Raw genomic sequence first — 15,152 nt, forward strand, 5'->3', positions numbered from 1 at the left:
GAGCGGCCGGACCGTGAGCCGCTGCACCTCGATCGCCTCATCGCCGATCGACCGGCACTTCGGGATCGCCTCAGGACTGGTCGCGGCTTGCGCTGACGGACTCCATCGGACCGCCGGTTTTCGCCCGGATCAGTCTCTCGGTTGAACAGCGCAGCCGGCAACGGATATCCGCATCAGGCGAGACGGACGCGGATTTCGGATCACCTCCCAGGTACCGTTCTCCAGCACGCTACCGGAAGCAGGGGCAAGTTCGAATGAATGGAGTGGCAGGATAGATGTGGTTACTGTGATTCCAATCAAGCCAGTGTGAGGAGCCGTTGTTTCAGATCGCCGGCGGCGGCCCGGTCGTACGCAATCACGAGGCACTCCACTGTGCCAGCCTCCTCGTCAACGGCAAGCGGGATCACGCCCTGCTTGCGTGTGCCATCGAAGAGAAAACCCTCCTTGGCGAAACGTTCATGTGCAGCCCGGAGCGAACTCGATCGAACGTTCCTCACGGATGAAATAACGTAGGAGCCGGAGTAGTCGAAGCCCAGGAGCCGGACGGCAATGCTGTGCAACACCGAGCCGCCACCCCAGCGGCCGTTCGCTTCGTTGAATAGCAGCCGTCCGTCGTTCGCGAAAATGGCGTCAATATTAATTGGTCCGCGATATCCCAGATTGCGGACAAGGGATACGAATCGGTAGGCATGCGCCTGCGCAGTCAACCATTGCTCATTCCCCAGATCGCTCGGAAGCTCAAGCCCTGTCCAGATCAGAGCCCGTTCAGATCGATCGGTGCTCCGGCGTAGTCGAATATTCCCACTGTTGATGAAAGTGATTGAGCCATCGCGCTCGATTTCATACTCGAGATAGAACGGAGTTCGCGCCAAGTGGTACGATTCGACCACCAGCGTCTTGCATGACGCAGTTGTCATCTCAGACCAAAGTGCGTCCGGATCGAACGAGGGCCAGGCAATCTGTCGGGTCTCTCTCGCCCCGGGTAGCGGACCGTCTTCATTGCTGCTCAGAATGACATTTCCGACCCCGCCGGCCCCATTGTCCAGCTTCACAATGACCCTGCCGGTTTCGTGCCGGAGCGAGTTGACCGCTCGGAACAGTTCGTTCGAATTCGTCGTTATGGAACCATTGGGCAACGGAAGTGCGACACTTGTCGACAGTTGACGGAAGTGGCTCTTGCGGTTCAATAGATCAGGTCCACGCTGCAGAGCGAATTCGTCGCCAGTCTGCTGTATACCCAGCACGGACGCCAGCCGCGCCACGCCTTCGCTGGAGTAGCAGGGATACATGCTCCAGGATGATTTCTGACGAATATGCCTGTTGATTTGCTCAACCATGCCGTTGGACAGCAGTGCGTAATCGTTGAGGATCGGCGCTTCGCGGCCGCCTCCAGGTACAAGCAATGAAAGACTGGAGGCGTCGAAATTAAGCGTCGCGCCAACGTAGGAGAGCAGATCCGTCGGGATAGATAGGGGGGACACTATCAGATCGCCCTCCTGAGCAAACCACGCCGAACGGTAAACCGAGTTGCCGGCAAGCGAAAGTTGAGCTGCTACCAGATCGGAGCCCGACATTTGCGCCGTGCCGGCATTCATGATTATGATCCGCGGCATCAGTGACCTTTGCGCATTGGGATGTGATCAGAGCGAGAGACGGTCAACAATGGCGAAGTCGCTGCAGCACAGCCTGTAGATGACCAGGCGGAAAATCTCATTTTGTGCCGTCACGATGTCACCTGCGGGGTCGCTGAGAAGTACAGCTTGCGTGCAATCCGCCGAACTCAATTGCCATTCCCTTTGCAGCTTGATCCCGCGCCAGCCTTCTTCAGCATGAAATGCTGGACCTTGCCCAACGCAGTTTTCGGTAGCTCTGGCGTGAAAATGATCTCGTGCGGTACCTTGAAACGGGCGAGCTGCGACCGGACATGCGCCATCAGCGCTTCTGCTTCGATCCGCGCGCCCGGTCGCCTGATTACATAGGCGACCGGTACTTCTTCCCAACGCGGATGCGGTCGACCGATGACGGCGCAATCTGCAACATCCGGATGACCAACAAGCACACGTTCAACTTCGGCCGGATAGATGTTCTCTCCACCGGAAATGATCAGGTTCTTCTTGCGGTCATGCACCCAAAAATATCCGTCGGCGTCGCGACTACCAATGTCGCCGGTGCGATACCAGCCATCGTCCAGAGCCTTGCGGGTTGTCTCTTGATCCTCCCAGTATCCGCAGAAGACGTTGGGCCCACGTACTGCGATCTCGCCTGCGCCACCGGCCGGCAGCGTGTGCCCAGCATCATCTATGATCGAAGCTTCGCAACACAGACCTGCGAGGCCGCTCGATCCATCGGGCACGAGACCCCCGCCGAGCTTAGTATACACAGCGATCGGGCAGGTCTCCGTCGAACCGTAAACCTGCAGGACCGGCACCCCGCGCGCGACAAAGAGCTCGACAAGATCGTGGGGCACCATAGTAGATCCGGTACAGATCGCCCTGAGCGCGGAGAGGTCGGTGCTATCCCATCGGGCATTCTCGGTCAGCGCTCGCATCATGGCTGGCACCAAAACTGCCAGCGTGGGTCGATCGCGCTCGAACGCGTCGAGAGTGGTCTCCGGTGTGAAGCGGCTGTGGATAGTAACCGTCGCGCCGTGATGCAAACTGGGCGTCGTCTGGATGTTTAGTCCACCGACATGAAACAGTGGCAGGACAGTCAAGGCATGATCGGCCGAGGTGAGGTCATGCATGTGCTGACTCATGACGCCGTTCCAGAGCAGCGCTTCCTGACGCAGTACGGCGCCTTTCGGTCGTCCTGTCGTGCCCGAAGTGTAGACGATCAAAAGCGGGCAAGACAGGTCCGCACCCGGATTGCGTCCGTCACTACAGTCTGCGTCCAGAAGATCGTCCAGTTTGTTTCCGCCGATAGGTGCGAAGTCTAGCCCGACAACAGAAACAGAAGGCAGTTGCCTCGCGACGACAGGTAAGACTGCGTCGAAGGACTGCTCAACCAGCAACACGTTTGCTCCTGAGTCGGACAGAATGAACAGCTGCTCGGCGGGCGCGAGGCGCCAATTTAAGGGTACGAGAATTGCGCCGAGCCGCGCGCACGCATACAGCAGCACGAGATAGTCTGGTCGGTTCAGGCTAAGGATCGCGATCCGGTCTCCTCGCTCTACCCCGAACTGGCTCTTGAGGGCGCAAGCCGCCCGACCTATCCGGCGATTGAGGCTCGCGTAGCTCAGAGTCTGCCCCTCGAAATGGATGGCGGCTTTATCAGGAGCATACGCTGCATTCCGTTCAACTAGTGTGCAGAGGTCCAACTAAATCTCCATATGATCCAGCTCCGCGCAACGGTTCGGACAGGCCTCGGACCGCGCTCGCGAGGCCCACCACATGGTTCGGTGCCCGTTGCACAAGCGACAATCACACTCTTCGGCAGGACAACGCAGCTATTGATTGTTGTCACGGTTGCGATCAACGGATATTGCCTGGCGAATCGCTGGCGACTGATTACTCGTTCTGTTCGGCTCGGCGGCGGTCGTGTGCATCTGCCCGTAGTGGTAGGCGCACCATGACGACTGTTTCTTGCCCGGTCTTTGACAGACAGGCTCGCCGCACATATAGGCAGCTCTGGTATCTCCATCCTTGAAGCCGATGATGGCCCGGCATTGGCCTTCAATATGGTCGATCAACAAGACCTTGTTGACGCCGTCAGGCTCTTTCAACTTGCTGCTCCAGGATACCAGGCAATCTCTTCGGTGCCGTTCCGGTCACGCCGAGTGACACTTGCAGCTGGGGCCCTTTGAAAACCTCTGGAGGCTCACGGCCTGTCGCGCATCTGCGCGACGAGAATGCGCCGGCAGGCCGGCATGAGCGTAGCGAAGAGCCGGTTCGGCGGACTGCTTCTGGGGCTGTGTCCCGCCAGAAGAGGGGGGCGGGTTCAATATCGGGAAGAGGCCGCGCCCTGCACTGGTGCTGCACCGAACCCTGCATTGATCTCGTCCGACGTCACCTGCTCGCTGCAGGCCAGGCTTGCGGCAGCCACAGTGTCGCGGTTCTGCAATGCCCAACCATTTGCAACTAGCCGCGAGCCGTAAGGCTGCGGTCAAGACGCGCTGCGTCACTGTTTCGACCGAAAGGCCGTCAGAAATGAAGATCATGACCAACCAGTGCGGGGTTGTTCTGACCAGCTCAGACATTCGTCAATCCTTCCAGTCCCGGCGGCGGATGAAGATGCGTGCCGACCGCAAGATCGTACAACTTAACGTTACGTCCGGTTCAAGCCCTTTCTGACAACCTCGCGTGAACATGCCAAAGGGTATGTCGGGACGGATCTCCGCGACGGGTGGAGAGCTTCCAGCGCACGATCTGCGTCAGAAAGTCGCGCTCCCATGAGAATGGTCCTGCGGCTGGCAGGGCCCTTGTCGAAAAGGCTCGCACGTCCAGCGATCGAGTGCTCGCTACCAAGAGCCGATTGCGCGGCAGCCGCCGCTTAAGTTCGCTCGCCTACTGATGCGTGGATTATCGCAATGTCTGATAGAGGCGATACAGCAGCCGCGCGCGAGGTTCGATAGATGAAATATAGAGTTGCTCATAATGCGTGTGTGCGCCCTTGCCGTCTACGCCGAGGCCATCGAGGGTTGCGGTATGCAGCGCGGTGAAATTGGCGTCGGAGCCGCCGCCGCTGAACGCGTCGAGCAGCTCGAAACCGATCTCAGCGGCAAGTTGCCTGGCGTGTTCGTAGAGCGTAGCGCCGGCCTTACTCTTCTCATAGGGAGGACGGTTCAAGCCGCCCGATACTTTCAGGCGAACGCCATCGGTGCGCGAGGTCATTCGGAGAATTCTCGGCACCAACTCGTCTGCATGAGCCATAGTCGGCACGCGCAGGTCGACTTCCGCATAGGCCTGTTCGGCGATTACGTTCGGCTTGGTGCCGCCGCGAACGACGCCAACGTTGACGGTAATGCCGCGCGAAAGATCGTTCATCGCCTCGAGCGTCTGGATCACATTGGCTAGCTCCCGGATCGCGCTACGGCCGTCCTCGGGGCGTGCGCCGGCGTGCGCCGGCGCGCCCTTGATAAACACATCGAAGCGGCCAACACCCTTCCGCCCGGTGACGATCTTGCCGCCGTCGCGCGCTGGTTCGGTAACCAGCACATATTTTGCCTTGCGGCCCTCGGCCTCGATCAGCGCCCGCGAGGTCGGACTGCCGATCTCCTCATCCGACACGTAGAGGTGGGTGATGCCGAGCGGCGGGCGCGCGTCGTCGGCGCAGATCTGCCGAAATGCATGATAGGCCAGATAGGCGCCGCCCTTCATGTCGTAGGTACCCGGGCCGAACGCGCTGTCACCGTTGATCTTGAACGGTAGTCGTCTTATGAATCCCATCGGATGAACTGTGTCGAGATGGCTCAACACCAGAATGCCCGGCACGCCCTGTCCCCAGGACGAGCGCGTGACCAGGTGATCGCCGCAACCCTCGCGTCCCGCAATGCGCTCGATGGTGGCCGGCAGGTCGCGATAGCCGGCCGCGACGACGTCAGCCAGCTTGTTGAGCTGATCCGACCGTTCCGTCGGGGACTCGATCTCGACCCAGCGACGGATGCCATCGAGGATCGCGGAGGTTTCAAACGGGTAACTGGACATAGTTGTGTGATGCCCCTCGAATCTCGACTTTCATCACTCGCGCAAGGTCATGGTACGACCCACTTGCTCGCTTCAGGATTGAGCACGAAGATTGTGACGCAGTGTGCCTTTAAACCGTGATCCTGCCGCGACACTGATGCTACGCGCCTGCCGAGGAGAACTGAGCTACCAAAGCTGGTAGTTTACGTCGGGGCTATGCCGGTCCAGCGTGCGGTAGGATGGTCTAATCAGTCGCGAGGTACGCGCGCTTTTCAACGCGAGGTGAGCCCCTAAAGAACCAAAATCGTCCACGAGTTGCCCGGATGAATGTTCGAATAAGGATCGCTCCAGTACCGGTCGTCCGGTCAACGCGTATTCCATTCTAGCGGCATTCTGCGCAGTACTTGGCAAGGGGCAAGGTTCGAAGCGCGCCCTGGAAGTTGATCAATGGATTGCCATGGCCAGCGCGAGCTGCGACAATTCGTCCGATAAAGATCCTATGTGTGCCAATGATCTTGTGGTCATACAAAACGCATTCGAGCGCGCAAAGTGCGTTCGACAATAGCGGAACGTCGACCACGCCCTGAGTCCAGGAAGCCGTGCCGAAGCGATCAACACCTTTCGTTCCCTCCTGACCGCCAAAGCGCAGGGCAAGGTCCTCCTGGTCACTGTGGAGAAGATTGATTGCAAAACTGCCGCTAGCGAGTATCGCGTCATGCGCTTCAGATTTGGCGTTGATGCCAACGAGCAAGCACGGCGGTTCCATGCAGATGGACGCCACAGAACTCACCGTCAGTCCACGTCGTCCGCCGGCCGTTCCGGTCGTCACGATGGCGACACCGCTTGCCAGATGTCGCATAGCCTGACGGAAATCTGCCGGCTGGATAGACGGCATGTTCCCAACCACAGGAGATGAGGGGTGCGTCATGATCTGCCTTTAAAGTTATACCCCACTTCTGATGCTCCGTTAGCTTGGGCAGGCTCGGATTCATCTCGCGGCCGCAGATGGGTGCGCAGTCTCGGAAAACCGCGTGTCCAGAGGGCAATGATGAGACCGAACATGACATTGATGTCCTCCGCTTGCCGACCAGAGTGCCGCCCAGGTTAGCGCGCTCAATGTACGCGTAAGAGAACGCGCTTTTTTGCATCTAGAAGATGCACATCGAGCGTCGCGTGCAGAGAACCCCGCAGTTCGGGCGGGATCGAGCAATCCGTATCGATCAATTCACGAAACTTTCGAATGATGTGTTCAATCATTGCGATGGATCCGAGTGCTTCCAACTTCTGTGATGACATCATCTGACTATCTCCTTTGGAACGCAGCGCGTGCCGCGGGTCTCTACCTCGGCAACAGGGGCTGGAGCAGTCTCTCGCCGATGAACAGGGATGGCTCTCGCACACGTCCTTAACGCGGATTGCTTTGATCGGCGCAAGGCAGGCCGGCACATACTCATCGAAATCTCGAAGGAATAGACGCCCATTCGCATAGCCGCTTGTCATAACTGGACTCTGTAACCATCTTCCAACCCGGCTGTTAGGCGTTGGAGACTGCAATCAAGCGTTTCAATCGAGCGGCTGCGCCGCCACGGTCAAGCGCATGTTGTGCGAGTGCGACACCCTCCTGCAGCCTCTCGACGCGGCCGGCCACGATCAATGCCGCCGCCGCATTCAAAAGTGCAGCGTCGCGAAATCGACCTGGAACGCCGTCGAGCACGCTTTGCAAGGCGACGGCATTGGCCTTGGTGTCGCCGCTCTCGAGCGTCTCCTTGTCGCAGCGGACAAGCCCGGCTTGTTCCGGTGTTACTTCGAAGGTGCGCACCGTGCCGGCCTCAAGCGCGGCAACAAAGGTCGGCCCCGTGAGGGTAACCTCGCCCAGCCCGTTAGAGCCATGAACCACCCACACCGATTCGGAGCCGAGGTTCTTCAGCACGTAAGCCAGAGGCTGAACCCATTCGCGAGCGAATATCCCAACGATCTGCCGCTTGACCCTGGCCGGATTGGACAGTGGCGCGATGAGGTTAAGGATGGTGTGGGTCCCAAGTGCGGTCCGGATCTGGCCAACGCGCTGCATCGCTGGATAATGAGCTGACGCAAATGAGAAGCCGATTCCGGCTTCTTGCACACAGCGCGCAACGGCCTCAGGCTTGAGGTCAACGTTGACACCGAGATGCGCCAATAGGTCTGCAGTGCTTGCACCTGAATATCTATCGCTGTTGGCATGCCTGGCAACAGGAACGTCGGTTCCGGCCACGATAAAAGAGGCGCACGTCATCAGGTTGGCCGAGTGCGTGGCGGTATCGCTCGTACTAGCGATACCGATGGGATCGCATGCCACCTCGACCCGCGGCATTCGCTCGCGTACCGCGGAGACCGCACCGGTGACTTCTTCGACCGTTTCGCCCCTGACTCGCAATCCCATTAACAAGCCGCCGATCTGCGACGGAGTCGCATGACCCGACATCAGGCCGTCGAATGCTGACGCAGCTTCGTCACGCGTCAGAGTGGCGCCGGCGGCAACTTTACCGATAATTGATTTAAGCGCTTCCATCGACTTTACATGCTCTTTGTCGGGATCCGAAGCGGTTCGCTGCAACGGAGGGCTTTGTTGAACAGCATGGCACTGGCCGCCATGATGAAGCTGTCCGGCCCATCGGCGCACGGCCGAACGTCGTCGACGTTTGAGGTATCGGTTGGTTTGGCACCGTCATTCCGGAAAGGCTACAACCTGACGCTACGTGAGGGTCAAGCGCTCCATGTCAGGACGCCGTCAAGAAATCGCCGGCCGATGAGGACAGTGCAGTCGCTGGCCAGCAAAGATGGCGAGGTCTACTGCCGCGCATGTACCTTAGCGGCAGCTTCTTGATCACGATGATTCAGCCGAAGCGGCCGTAACTTGGAAAATCGTGCGGCTTGCCAGCACCGCTGTTCTGTCGGTTGAAGTCGCTTCTCACGTGCTTTGGGCAGAGCGGTGCTGATCTGCCTCTGCCTCTGCAAACCATCCCGCCAGACTGCAAATCAGAGTGCATTAGGCGAAACCGGAAGCCATCATACAGCAATGGAGAGCTGTCGGTTCGGCTCGCGTCAGGGCCGAGCCGTCGGTGTTCGGTCCTGCTTTACAGTCGGAACACGCCGTACTGCGGCGCGTCGATCGGTGCGTTGAGTGAAGCACTCAATGCAATTGCAAGGGCAGTCCTGGTATCGACAGGATCAAGAATGCCATCGTCCCAGAGTTCGGATGTTGCATAATAGGCGCTTGATCGTTCGCGATATTCTTCAAGAACCGGTTCGCGAATGCCTGCCAGTTCCTGCTCAGTGAGGCGCCCTCCGGTGCGAGCCAATTGTCTTGCCTTGACGTGGGTGAGAACGCCGGCGGCCTGTTCGGCGCCCATCGCGGAAATCTGAGAGTTCGGCCAGCTGAACACGAATCGAGTATCAAACGCGCGTCCGGACATGGCGTAAGTTCCTGCGCCATGAGAGTTATTGCAAATGATCGTAAACTTCGGGACTGACGCGCCGGACACAGCCATGATCAGCTTGGCGCCGTCTTTGGTGATCCCACGGCGCTCATATTCGCGACCAACCATAAAGCCAGTGACGTTCTGCAGGAAGAGCAGGGGCGTCCGGTTCTTGTCGCATATTTGGATGAAATGAGCACCCTTTAGCGCACTATCGCCGAACAAAACGCCGTTATTGGCAACGATCCCGACTTGATATCCGTAGAGCCGGGCAAAGCCGCACACGAGTGATGTCGCATAACGCGGCTGGTACTCATCAAATCGACTGCCATCGACCAGGCGGGCGATGATCTCCCGCATGTCGAACGGCGCTCGCGCGTCCTTTGGAATGATGCCGTAGAGTTCGGATGCATCATAGGCGGGCGGCTCGGGGGCTACGCGATCGATGCAGGTTTTCGCCGGTTGGTGGAAGCGCGCGACAACGTTGCGCGCAATCGCGATTGCGTGGAGCTCGGAAGTTGCGGAATAGTCACTGGTGCCCGACACGCTCGTATGCATGAGGGCACCGCCGAGCTCTTCGGCGGAGACTTGTTCGCCAGTGGCAGCCTTCACGACCGGAGGGCCGCCAAGAAAAATTGCTCCCGTGCCTTCGACCACAATGTTGTATTCGCTAAGGGCCGGGACATAGGCCCCTGCCGCGGTGCAGTGGCCCATGACGATGGCGACCTGCGGTACTCCCATCTTCGAGAGTATCGACTGATTGCGCAGAATTCGACCCGCATGGTATCGATCAGCAAAGAACTCCGCCTGCAAAGGCAGAAAACCGCCGGCGCAGTCGCATAGATGAACCACCGGCAGACGGTTTTCGATGGCTATGTCCAAGGCCCGCACGATCTTCTTAACCGAGAGTGGATACCATGCGCCGCTCTTCACGCTGGAATCGTCAGCGTGAATAATCACTTCTCGCCCCGCAACGATGCCGATGCCGACCACCTGCGCGGCGCCCGGAACCTCTCCGTTGTAGGCCTTGTTGGCGGCTAGCGTGGAAAGCTCCAGGAAAGGAGTTTCCGGATCCAGCAAGGCCTCGAGGCGGTTGCGAACAAACAGTTTATTCTGCCGACGCAGCCGCTCGAAGTCTTTCTCAGGTCTGTCGAACCGGGCCAAGCGTTGGCGCTCCTTCAATTCGGCAGCCAGTTGTCTGTTGTGGAGGTCGTTGCGACGAAACTCCTGCGAATCGACATCCGCCGCAGAACCAATCCGCTGCATTTCAGAACCCCTCTTTAGACAGCGTTACGAGTACGGCGTCGTGCTCGAAGCTCTCGTTCTCCTTGACGTGAATCCGCTCGACGATGCCGTCCTGGGGTGATCGTATGATCGTTTCCAGTTTCATGCTTTCAATCATCATTAGCGCCGTCCCCGCCGAGACTGAGTCACCAGGCGAAACTGTGATCGCGACAACCGTCCCGGGCATTGGCGCCCGGGCTACGAGGGGACAAGTCCCGCTATTCCCAGCCGCGTGGGTCCGTCGCGGATCGATGTAGCGCAAAGTACGCGTTCTGCCGCGGATATGGAGGTGAATGATCTCCCCGTCGATCACGAACCTGACGGGTTCGCTCTGCCCGGCAATGGTCAGGATGCCGCTGCTGTCGCTGCTCTGGGTGAATGCGACGGGGGCAATCACCTCGTCTCGCAAATGAAGGCGGTAGCCATGCCGGCTGGCCGAAAGCCACAATGTATGATCTACGCCGTCAACCTCGAACGAGTGATACACTTCAGTTTCTCCAATTGCCGAGCGCTGAATGAAGCTCTGGCACGGCATCTGCCGAGTCGCGGACCGGCCTCGTCAGGAGAGCGGCGGATGCTAGGAACGCAGACATTCCGGCAGCAAAATTGCCCGCTGCGAGATGCGGGTTTTGTTCAAGGTATCCGACATGGAAGTGACCGCCGAGAAATGCCTCGTCGGAAACGATCCGGGCGAGCAAGTTCGCATTGGTCTCGCATCCCAGTAAAACCAATTCGCGAACTGCACGATGGGCTTTTAGAGCAGATTCCATGCGACTTGGTGAATGCACGATGATCTTGGCGAGCATCGGATCAAACGCCGGCGTGATGTGCTGGCCTTGCATGATGCCGCTGTCGATCCGTACGTCATTGGGATACTCGAGAAGAAGTACTTTTCCGGTGGTCGGAACGTATCCGCGTTCAGGAGCCTCCGCGTACAGCCGGAGCTCGATTGCATGGCCGTTCGAAACGACATCGGACTGGGAGAATGCAAGTTCGCGGCCCGCTGCCGCATAGATCTGTTCCGCCACTAGATCGAGGCCAGTAATCATCTCGGTGACCGGATGCTCGACCTGAAGTCGTGTATTCATTTCGAGGAAGTAGAAATCATCTCCGCTGAAGATGAATTCGACCGTTCCTGCATTCCGGTAGTTCGCTGCACGAGCGATGCGAACCGCCGTATCGCAAATTCGAGCCCGCAATTCTTGGGATAGCCCAGGCGAGGGCGCTTCCTCGATAATCTTCTGGAACCGGCGCTGCACGGAACATTCGCGCTCGAACAGATGCACGAGGTTCCCTAAGCAGTCACCGAGTACCTGTACTTCGATGTGTCGCGGGCATTCGAGATATCGTTCGGCATAGAGGCGGGCATCTCCAAAGTAACGGCCCGCCTCACTGCGCGCCTGCTCGATGGCTGCCTCCAAGGTATTAAGGTCGCGTACAATCCGCATGCCCTTACCGCCGCCACCAGCCGATGGCTTCACGAGCAGAGGAGCTCCCATGGCCTGCGCTCTGGAGGCAAACGTCGCCGGATCATCTTCTTCGATGACGCAGGGGGCGACCGGAAAGCCGTTGGAGTGAACGAAATTGCGTGCGCGGATCTTGTCCCCCATCAGTTCGATAGTGTCAGGAAGAGGACCGATGAACGCAACGCCGGCGTTTGTCACGGCTCTGGCGAACTCCGCATTTTCGGAAAGCAGCCCATAACCGGGATGCAGCGCGCCGGCGCGCGCCTGCTCGGCGGCTGCGATGATCTGCCCAGTATCGAGATAACTTGCGATCGGCGTGCTGCCGCTGATCTGAATCGCCAGGTCGGCCATGGAAACGGCGGGGGTTCTCGCGTCTATTTCGTGGTACGCAATTGCAGAACGGAGTCCAAGTTTACGTAACGTTTTGACGATGCGGGCGGCTATCTCGCCCCTGTTGGCGATCAGTACGGTATCGAAGGGCAATTGTTGCATTGGCCTATCCAATTAAGCATGAAGGGACCAAACCGTCGTGAGTGGCCGGGCTCGTTGCCTCCAGCCGACGTCGCGTGAACGTCCTGCGTGCTAGGCGGGCTATCTCGGAACGCCAGGCTGGCGAACAGGCCACCCGATCCTCTACTTCGAGCTGCCGCCGTTCTTGCCCGTATCTCGTGAGGAGATCACGTAACGGCATTGCTGGCTGAGGCTGGCGTGCTTGGATCTGAGGCAAGCAAGGATAGCGACGTGGCTCGGTATGTGATTGCTGCAAAGGCGGAACACGTCCTCCATACACGCCTGTCTCTCCTCGGGAGTCGGAGCTTGGTCTCGCGCGTTTACCTGCCACGGGATTACACCAGTCACTGCGGCAGCTAGAGCGATGGCGCGGCAGGATTTGAGGAGCGAAGCCGAACCGGCCCCTTGGTCTTGAGTCATGTCATTCCTTAAGGTTGGTAGGTCTGCGATGTCTTGAGCGAAGCGCAAAATGGCATCTCCGTCGGCCAGTCGACGTGTAGCGCCAGGTGCAATGCCTGCGAGTTTCGTTTCGCCGACTCTGGTATGCCTGGATGTCCTGAAGTATTCGGCGTGGCACGTCTTGAGGTGCTCGAGCACAGCCCACCTCACGGCCGATAGTTGCCGCCATGGCTGGCGCGATACGGAATCGAACAAGACCTGCGGCCTGGAGCCGAGCTTATCGAGGCAGAGAGATGAGCAAAAGCCAGGTGTACTCAAGCCATAGCTGATGACGGAATTGATCCTGCGTAACGAGCCCTGATGAGGCTCCTCCAGGTCATGTTCAGTGTAGTCGGCCTGCGCTCCACATTAATGTGGAGACGGCGATTGGGATGAGAGCGCCTTCTGTAGAAATATCGAAGGGCTCGATCTCTTCCGCTGCTGGCCGAGGTAGCCTCGGATAAGGTGTGAACAGGCACGTATCTGCAGAAGCGTATGATCCCGAGCGACTCTCGCCAGCTGAGTTTAGATGTTTGATACATTCGCTATTCTCATTGCCTGCAGGTAGCGTCTGGATTGTCGGAGGCGGTCCCAATCTGTCCAGGATCGTACAATCTGACGCTGCGTGCGATTCAAGTCCCTTCTTGGATCAAATCGACTGAGTATCCTCTTACGGTGGCAAATGGCGCTTTGGTGACCGCCGGCCCTTAGGTGATTATACGGAGCGCCGGTGTCGCATTTCTTTGATGTCCAAATTGCATGCTCACGGCATGAATCCGAAAAGTAAACTCTACCAGCCCGACCACTGGCGAAGCCGCGCGGAAGCAACGCGAAAAAAGGCGGAAGGACTCGCTTATGGTAAACCCAGAGACAGGCTTCTTAACGTTGCGATCGAGTACGATAAGCTGGCACGGCGTGCCCAAGAGTGGCAGACGCGCCGAAGTGAGGACGAAACATGGTCAGAGTGAGAGCTGTAGGGCTTTGCCGGGCCTCGATAAGCCGCGCCTCAGCTGGACGGCCGCAGCGCCGATCGCGGAGCAAATGTCACTCGGCAATCGGCGCATCCAAGCAAGTAGCGCTGGATTTTGGCGTTTTGGTCCACGATAGGCCTTGCGGCTTCGAGGCATATTGAGTCGCCAGCGAAGCTGGTTCGGCATGGTATGCTGGAGGCGTCTTACTGCTCAATTGCGAATTCATATCCTGCTAGCCGCGCCGGAGCACAAAGCTGACCTGTGAAAGAAGTGTCCGCTTCCAACTGACGGTAGGGATATTCCTGGCCTACAATCGGATCGCGGAGGTCGGGAGGTGCACGCGCGTGCCATCCGACGTAGCTTTACTTGTGATTTGTCAGTTCCGCGAGCTTCTTTGGCTCATAAGAAGACCGCTGCGACGATCCAGTAAATGCTGGCCCAGAGCAGCGCACCCAGGAGGAGCGCGGCCAGCGGCCATAGATTCCATCGCCGTTGCGCCTGCAAACAACGGCAATCGGCGTCGTAAGGCCTGACAGTCGGGTCCTTTGGTGCGCGCCAGTGAGTCATTGACCACGTGCCGCACTGGTCCGCGGGAAACGGCTGGTCTCCGGATGCATCGTATCGTTCATAAGCTCACAGTCTTCCTTCATGGCACGGGTTATCGGATTCTTGTTTGCGGTGCGACCGGCATGCATCCACGTGATGGCCTTCTCATGCAGTGGGCGGTTAGACGAGGTGCTACCAAAGCTGAGGGGCACCGGGCAGTGCATCGCTCGGAACTAAAGAAATAGCCAGATGAGTGACGTCTGGACTCACTGCAGCAATCAACATGCCACGAGCGGAATAGTGCCGGCGCAGCCTTGATGCGAAGCAAGCCACCCGCTCGGTTTGGCGACACGAACTCGCTGCACTTGGGCGGAGTTGCGACCTTGGTGTCCGGAAGGCGACATCGGCATCGAAAGAAGGCAAGAGCTCGCTAGCGACATTTGGCAAACAGGGGTCGGGAGTTGCATTGTAGGGACGCGGCAAAGGGGCCGCCAATGGCAGCGCGATTGCAGTCCCTCAAGATAGACTAATCAGCTTCTCTGACCATTAGCTTACGAGACCTCATCAACCCATGGATGTTATCGGTCTAGGGACACGTTATGCCTAACCATTGCGGCGTGAGGCTAGCCCGTTTCGATTTTGCTCCCGGACGAATCAATCATGGTCACATAGATGACGCATTGGCCCTGTTTCAGAGTCGGCGAGCAGAAAGCGGCGAATGATCGCAGGACAGTTGGTGAGGCAGCAATCGCCCTTGCGAAGCATTGAGCGAGAATAGGCGAATTGTGCTGTGGTATTGCGAGCGATGATGGAATGTAGATGTCAGGCCATTTCGGAGTGCATACCAAGCATGGTGGTCGA

10 protein-coding genes are annotated in these 15,152 nt (G+C 58.4%); all 10 read right to left on the minus strand.

Translation table 11 applies throughout. From position 1 onward, the window contains the following. Positions 1 to 296 precede the first annotated feature (296 nt). The 10 genes from ACVI1L_RS25045 to ACVI1L_RS25090 all read right to left on the minus strand — a co-directional run bounded on the left by ACVI1L_RS25045 (position 297) and on the right by ACVI1L_RS25090 (position 12,318). Positions 297 to 1,595 carry a preATP grasp domain-containing protein gene (locus ACVI1L_RS25045; RefSeq protein WP_253640593.1) on the minus strand — a complete coding sequence of 433 codons (1,299 nt, stop codon included), beginning with the start codon at positions 1,593 to 1,595 and terminating at the stop codon, positions 297 to 299. Positions 1,596 to 1,780: 185 nt separating this feature from the next. Continuing rightward, a complete protein-coding gene (locus ACVI1L_RS25050) occupies positions 1,781 to 3,316 on the minus strand; it encodes a class I adenylate-forming enzyme family protein (RefSeq protein WP_456784109.1) in 1,536 nt (511 codons plus the stop codon). Between the two features lie 129 nt (positions 3,317 to 3,445). Beyond that, a complete protein-coding gene (locus tag ACVI1L_RS25055; RefSeq protein WP_253640591.1) occupies positions 3,446 to 3,721 on the minus strand; it encodes a hypothetical protein in 276 nt (91 codons plus the stop codon). Positions 3,722 to 4,517: 796 nt separating this feature from the next. Beyond that, positions 4,518 to 5,582 carry a M20 family metallopeptidase gene (locus ACVI1L_RS25060; RefSeq protein ID WP_456785608.1) on the minus strand — a complete coding sequence of 355 codons (1,065 nt, stop codon included), beginning with the start codon at positions 5,580 to 5,582 and terminating at the stop codon, positions 4,518 to 4,520. A 421-nt stretch (positions 5,583 to 6,003) separates the two neighbouring features. After that, positions 6,004 to 6,516 (minus strand): flavin reductase family protein, encoded by a 513-nt coding sequence (locus ACVI1L_RS25065; RefSeq protein ID WP_253640589.1) that lies wholly within the window; start codon positions 6,514 to 6,516, stop codon positions 6,004 to 6,006. 218 nt (positions 6,517 to 6,734) lie between these two features. Beyond that, positions 6,735 to 6,920, minus strand: coding sequence for a hypothetical protein (locus tag ACVI1L_RS25070; protein ID WP_050404901.1), 186 nt, complete (start codon positions 6,918 to 6,920; stop codon positions 6,735 to 6,737). A gap of 235 nt (positions 6,921 to 7,155) precedes the next feature. Beyond that, a complete protein-coding gene (gene trpD / locus ACVI1L_RS25075; protein ID WP_253641080.1) occupies positions 7,156 to 8,169 on the minus strand; it encodes an anthranilate phosphoribosyltransferase in 1,014 nt (337 codons plus the stop codon). 565 nt (positions 8,170 to 8,734) lie between these two features. Next, entirely contained in the window at positions 8,735 to 10,342 is a 1,608-nt protein-coding gene (locus ACVI1L_RS25080) for an acyl-CoA carboxylase subunit beta (protein WP_253640588.1), read from the minus strand. A 1-nt stretch (position 10,343) separates the two neighbouring features. Further along, the gene (locus ACVI1L_RS25085) at positions 10,344 to 10,847 is read right to left on the minus strand and encodes an acetyl-CoA carboxylase biotin carboxyl carrier protein subunit (RefSeq protein ID WP_253640587.1); all 504 of its coding nucleotides are present in this window, start codon (positions 10,845 to 10,847) and stop codon (positions 10,344 to 10,346) included. Position 10,848: 1 nt separating this feature from the next. Beyond that, positions 10,849 to 12,318, minus strand: a complete 1,470-nt coding sequence (locus ACVI1L_RS25090) for an acetyl-CoA carboxylase biotin carboxylase subunit (protein ID WP_253640586.1) — start codon at positions 12,316 to 12,318, stop codon at positions 10,849 to 10,851. Positions 12,319 to 15,152 lie beyond the last annotated feature (2,834 nt).

The organism is Bradyrhizobium sp. USDA 4516, assembly GCF_054055915.1.